This window comes from Candidatus Poribacteria bacterium (assembly GCA_021295755.1).
Lineage (GTDB): Bacteria > Poribacteria > WGA-4E > WGA-4E > PCPOR2b > PCPOR2b.
The window spans coordinates 22928-29231 of the sequence record JAGWBT010000011.1 but is presented as its reverse complement, the minus strand read 5'-3'; the positions used below and the strand labels follow the sequence as shown (position 1 = coordinate 29231).

5 protein-coding genes are annotated in these 6304 nt (G+C 51.4%); all 5 read right to left on the bottom strand.

The window, feature by feature from the left end:
- Positions 1–98 precede the first annotated feature (98 nt).
- Positions 99–944 carry a phytanoyl-CoA dioxygenase family protein gene (locus J4G02_02685; protein MCE2393500.1) on the bottom strand — a complete coding sequence of 282 codons (846 nt, stop codon included), beginning with the start codon at positions 942–944 and terminating at the stop codon, positions 99–101.
- 85 nt (positions 945–1029) lie between these two features.
- Positions 1030–2004, bottom strand: coding sequence for a mannonate dehydratase (locus tag J4G02_02680; protein ID MCE2393499.1), 975 nt, complete (start codon positions 2002–2004; stop codon positions 1030–1032).
- A 168-nt stretch (positions 2005–2172) separates the two neighbouring features.
- Positions 2173–2745 (bottom strand): hypothetical protein, encoded by a 573-nt coding sequence (locus J4G02_02675; protein MCE2393498.1) that lies wholly within the window; start codon positions 2743–2745, stop codon positions 2173–2175.
- Between the two features lie 173 nt (positions 2746–2918).
- Complete coding sequence (locus J4G02_02670; GenBank protein ID MCE2393497.1) at positions 2919–4190, bottom strand: Gfo/Idh/MocA family oxidoreductase; 1272 nt, start codon at positions 4188–4190, stop codon at positions 2919–2921.
- Between the two features lie 120 nt (positions 4191–4310).
- Positions 4311–6275 carry a hypothetical protein gene (locus J4G02_02665; protein MCE2393496.1) on the bottom strand — a complete coding sequence of 655 codons (1965 nt, stop codon included), beginning with the start codon at positions 6273–6275 and terminating at the stop codon, positions 4311–4313.
- Positions 6276–6304 lie beyond the last annotated feature (29 nt).

Here is a 6304-nt window from a genome sequence, read left to right as displayed (position 1 = left end):
CCGTGTGTCTATACGGGAGACGGATATTCTCAAAGCAATGCGAGAATCCCAATCCTTGAGGGTTGGGAGTAGGTCAAACTGTTGACACCAAATAAGGGTCAAGCGACTGCCTCCTCTCCTACGTGTTCTGCGAGCCACGACCTCAACGGAACATCCTCGTCGATCGGGGAGGTATAGCCGTGCCAACTGGTGCTAAATCCCAATAATTGCCGTCGAATCGGATCGCAGCGGTCAATAAAGTCCCCAACGGTCATGTCGTCCCTTGGGCGTAGCCATCGATAGCTATAGCCATAGAACAGCACCTTGCGTGTAATATCCGATTCATTCGGGCTTCGGGAATGCCAGATACGCCGATCGAAAATGACTGCTGTGCCGGGCGGAACACAAACAGGGGTTGCCCCTTCCGGATCTGAAACGTCATCGGGCGGAAACTCTAATTTGTTCTGGAGATGACTTCCCGGTATGACGTAGAAATTCCCCCGACCTGTTTCAGTCGTATCGGTAAGGAAGTAGCCAATCTTGACTGAAACTCGTGGTCGGGGATTGGTTTCTAACTCGGCGTTCAAACGTCCACTGTCCTGATGCCAGCCCAACCGCTGCTTCTCCTGCTCCGCATCGGGTGGTGGTGGAGGCGTAACATCCATGTGCGTGAGATAAAGCTGGATGTTCCAGCCAAGTATCCCCCACACTTTGGGGAATGTCTTGTGCCAATTGAGCAAGTCCAGAAAGACTTCATCTTGTCCCACGAAATCCAACTTGTGCACCCACTCGTGAGCGTCCATATCGGCATTCGCCCGGTATTCGGCATCGATCCGGTCCACCACCGCCTCAATGTCAGAGGTCATCTGTGGTGTCAGTGCGTCAGGGATGATTAGGAAACCGTTACGCTCAAATTCAAGCCGCTCATCTTCAGTCAAACAGTAATCCAAACATGCGGTGTCCATACACGCCTCCTTTATCGATTTCTTTTTTGCTGTCTTCATAACATTCGCGTCTATGAGACACATAATTTATTATGTACAGTCAATCCTATTCGGTATAGACTGCTTCAATCAATCCTTTCATATAACCAATCGCAAAAAGCCGCTCCATACTATGCTCATCCGGGATGCTAGCATCACCCATCTTCGGGAAATGGTCTGGACGTGCGACTCCCGCATAGCCAACATCACGATAGGCACGTACGCACTCCGCCATGTCAGCCTGTCCGTCGTCATGGAAGGCTTCAACGAACTTATCGGGTGTTCCTTGCACATCTCGGAAATGCACAAAGAAAATCTTTTCCTGTTCCCCAAAATGCCGAATCACTTCGGGCAGGTTATCGGTCATCAGAGAGAAGTTGCCCTGACAGAGACCAATCCCGTTGACAGGACTTGGCACCAAATCGACGAGTTTCTGATAATTCTCTACGCTGCTCATAATCCGGGCAACTCCTCGGATAGGCGACAGCGGCGGATCATCCGGGTGCATCGCCAATTTGACATCGGCTTTTTCCGCAACCGGCACCACACGCTCCAGAAAATACTTCAGGTTCGTCCATTGCTGCTCTTCAGTGATGACACCGTGCTCGGTCAGAGGCGCATTCTTCATGTAATCATGGTCATACCCACTGACCTGAGACCCACCACGTGACGGAATCGTGACGGATGTTCGGAGGACAAAAAGAATCGGCATCCACGCAGGGCACCACACTGGAATTCCCAATGCCCCCATGTTACGGATAAACTCACAGATAATATCAATTTCTTCATCACGCCCCGGCAAACCGAGTTTTATTTTCTCCATCGGGGGACGGCTCTCAATCACCTGTAGGTTAAATCCGCTATCCTCGTACGTAGCTTTCAGGCGGGCAAGCGACACGTAACTCCACGGTTGTTGTTCGTCGCTTGCATTCGGTATTGGATTCAAGTCCAGGCCGCCAACCACATACTCAACACCGGCTTGCCTGGCTAACGTCCAAACGGGGGTCGGTTCCGGTCCAAGGGCTAAAGCAATCTTTACCATTTTCGATTCCCTCCTTCTCAAGTGAAAAACCCGATTGCATATTACCGCATTTCCATATATTACAAAAGATTATATCACAACCATCAACGGCTTCAACCGAAAAAGCGTTTTAACACCAACGAGGTTATAGAGGTATAACCTGCATTGCCGCCACGAAAATTATGCCAACTAATCGGAATTTAGCAGTTTAATACAAAAATTCTCGAAACGAATCCAATGTTCGCCCTCCGGGGGACCGTTGTAGCACTGGATGCTCACTTGATCCTCGCCCGGTGGAGGCAGTTCTCCCGTCGCCGCCGTTTGGAATTCCGTTTCGCCTGATGGGCAATACTGCGCCTCCCACGAATCAGCGGTGACTAGCAAGCGCAGCCGGACACTTTTCGCCGGCATCGCTGCTCTGCCGGGGATGATGTAGAGATCGTCATCGATAAGTTCCTTAACCTCTTTGAATACCGGCTTACCGTCGTTATACCACGTAATCCCTGCCTGCTCGTACTGCTGGGTGGGAAGGGTATGGTTGGTGATAGTCACTTCGATGGCATAAGTGCCATCATTACGGTCTGGTGCGGCTCTCAACAGCGCATTTCTGACTGTATCTGCTACGCCGGGGCGGACGCAAATCTCTAGTCCCCCGTCTTGGAGACGCCAATCGCCCGAATCCTCTCGCAGCCATGACCAACCTGCATCGAGTTGACCGTCGAAGTTATCTTCAAAGATGATTTGTTCGTTAGATGAATTCATGTGAGTACCTCCATGTTTGGGCGTTAGGCTTTTTCCCTCAGAGCGAGGGGTTAGATTTTAGCGAAACGCTTGGTTAGGTTAAAAAGTATTTGTAAGACGCTATCCACCGCTTCTGGGCTTATCGAAAGCTGTAAAACCCATATACTGAACGGTTTTTTGATTTAATAAACGCTTCAGGTTTCAATTCCCAACTCCCGGTTTGCGACATTCTGGTAGGTGTTGAGTCGCCCACCGACGACCTCCTCCATGCGGACAATTCGACCCGCCTCCGAGGATTCATGGCAAGCCATCACAAGGGCGACAGCGACCAACCCTTCCTCTGCTCCAACCTCGACTGACGTTCCATTGTCGATGGCATCCAAAAGTTCCGCGAGTTCCATGGCGAGGATGTTTAAGTCGCCGCCACCGCCCGCACCCGATTCGGACTGATCGTAACGCACAAGCCGTTCACCACCGAAAAGCCGAGCGGTACGGTCGTCAAGCGAGAAGTCAGGGACAAGTGCCAGCACATCATCGTCATCAAACGCGCCCTCATGATCGTCCCGAAAGAGGCGTAACGGCTGACCGGTGCGCACCGACGGCAGGTCGATCTGACCGTCGCTACCGAAAATCGTGAAACGACGAAATCCAGGACCGTGCGCTGCCTTGTCATATAGCCACTGCCCCAACGCATCGCTTTCAAATTCAAGCGTTGCCATCATCAGGTCAGGGGCATCCGCTGCCTGAACATCGGGATAGGTGTGGGCGTAGTGATCGTGAAATCCTTTTACGCGTCTTCCCTTGAAGATTCGCTCATGTTCCTGAAGGCGAACCTTGCCCGTCACCTGCTCGACGGGACCAGCCAAGTACATCTGCATGTCAGCGTTGTGGACGCCAGACTCCAGAATGGATCCACCCTGTTTACGGAGGTATTGCCAGCCCCCAGCGGAGGCGTTACGTCCGCCACCGGCAGAAAAATCTAGGACAGTGCGGATATCGCCGATAGCACCTGCCGCAAGCAGTGCCTTTGCTAGGCGGCTTATGGGGTCACGTCGGTAGTTCTCTGCTATGGAGAGCACAGTGCCGTATCGCTGGGCGGCGGCTTGCATTGCCCGGCAGGCTGCCACGGTCGGTGCCATCGGTTTCTCACACAGGACGTGCACACCATTTTCCGCTGCAACTCCAGCAATCGAATGGTGTGCTGATGCCGCAGCAACAATGTCCAGCACTTCTATGTCGCTTGAACCTGCGACAGCGTCCTCAAGTGAACGGTACACCTGTGGTTGTGTGCCAAAAAACTCCTCTACCTCACCAGCGACAAATTCAGCGCGTTCCAACTCTGGATCGATCAGGGCGACAACTTCAATTCGGCCGGGCTCAAAGTTCTCTAGGGTACGATACCCACGCAGGTGCCGGCGACCCATGCCGCCGCATCCCGCTAGGGCGAGTCGATGACGTTTATACATTTTTTCTCCTCCTAATACCAGTATCCATCTGCTTAATATGCTGCTGTCTGATGGGGGACGCGACATTGGCAAAATTGATCTCTATCACTTCTCTGTCGGATCCGCTGGACGTCTATATTTTCACCATCGCTTAAACGCATAGGTGGGTATACCAGTCACCAATCCAACGATTCCCCAGAGGCTACCTATTGTGAACGCGCCCAAGACCAGTCCCAGAAAGAACGGGAATGCTCGACGGTACATCTGTATCCCGCCGTGCCTGAGAATTGATCCTTTTACCACCCAACTGATAAGAAATGGGAACCACAGGTGTTCAAAGGGTATATACCCCGTTATCGGATAAGCTAACGGATGCAGGGGCCACCATAAGAACCGTAACCTCAGTACCGTGTTGATAAACACAACCAAGGCACCAATGCCAACAGCACTAAGCGATTGCGGATCCGGTTCTAGTGGACGTACAAGCCACCGCTCAATCACCGTATAGGCACCTATACCCCGCCCTTCACTGATGCCGCCCCATTTGTAGCTGAATTGCAAAAATGTCCAGAAAGTTACGATAATACCCACGACGACGGAGAACATAATGACTTTCCCCAGTTTGCGGGTATCCATACCCGACCGGTCTGCCAGTTTGAAACTTTCGAGCATATACGGCATCGGATGATTCCTGAACTGTTTTGTGAACGTCCAGAATGGGGCTGCTGCCGTCAATGTCTGACTTTCGAGTTTGCGGCTGCCTACCGCCGCTATAAAAAGTTGGAGCGGACCGTAGTGGAAAATCCCGTGAATTGGGGGACCAAGCTCCGCTCGTGTTCGTGTGTGTGCAAACGCAATGACAAAGTAAACACTGAAGAACGCCAATCCAAACTGAACCGTCGTGCCGGCTTGATATGAAAAGAACACCAGAAAGCTGAATCCCAGAATTATCCCGATTACTGCCGTTCTGTACTTCATCGGTTCGTCGGAATCGTCCGCCTCTGACATTGCCCCTATCGCCCTCTTCATAACCTGCCAAATCGGTTTCCTCCCCAGCCAGAAGGAGACGATAGCGATTCCCAGATATCCACCAAGGACCTGCTGCGCAACAAATGGATATCCGGGCATGTTAATCCCTATCATACTGCCTACGACTCGCTGTGCTTTCCAAAGCAGAAAAAAGAACCAGCACGAAAAGAGGAGATCGAGCGGAATGGCGAAAGCAAGACCAATAGCGAAAGGATTAAACTGGGCAGGAAAGTTACCCATCGCATTGAAGGGACGCTCTGTAAAATACACATTGAGATTGTATCCAAGTGGAATCTGCGGAAGTACGGGGAACAGAAAAGTTGTACCATTAATCAGATTGATGCCAGCGGCTAACCCAAACCCCAGCCAAAGCAGTTTGTTTCTGAAAAACGGGTGATGTCCGTTTCCCTCGCGGCTCATCTCATAAGGCAGGTGAACGAGCGGATAGGTTAATTTCTCCTTCTCAATCCACTGTCTCCTGATGATGATGTTCAGGCAGAACATGGTAAACGCAACCACTGAGAGAAAGAGCGTCCACCACACCATCGGTTCAAGCCAGCCTTTGATGTGGGCGGCGGTGTAAAATGTCGATTCTCCCTTGTAAAACCCGTAGAGCACCTGATCGTCATTTACGGTGAGTCGTTGCGATAGATACTTCCAAAAGAGGTTGCTCCAATCGTTCTCCGGCGTCGCAGACCAACGGGCAGTGCCCAGTGTGCAAAATATGGATTGACTAAAATCGTGTCCACTGACACAGACCGCCAAGAAGAGCATTGTATAAACTGTCAGCAGCTCCTGCTGACTCAATGCAATCCGCGGCAGCCACCGCTTCAGCAGCATATTCACTAGAATCAAGGACAGGAAGGTAAAAACAACGTTATAAAAAATCGTCATTGTGGTTGGGTACTGTGTATTCCAGACCGTTTCCCACTGCACGACGATATAGACGTTGATTGGCACAAGTGCTAAACCGATAAGTACCGCTCGAAAGGTAACGTCGCCTTTGCTATCATTTTTCGTCGGGTGCACCATGCTTTCCTCAATCCCGTGAACAGTACGAAATTCCGCGAGAGCCAAGACCCCTGAATCCGTCCCGCCCCAGCTAC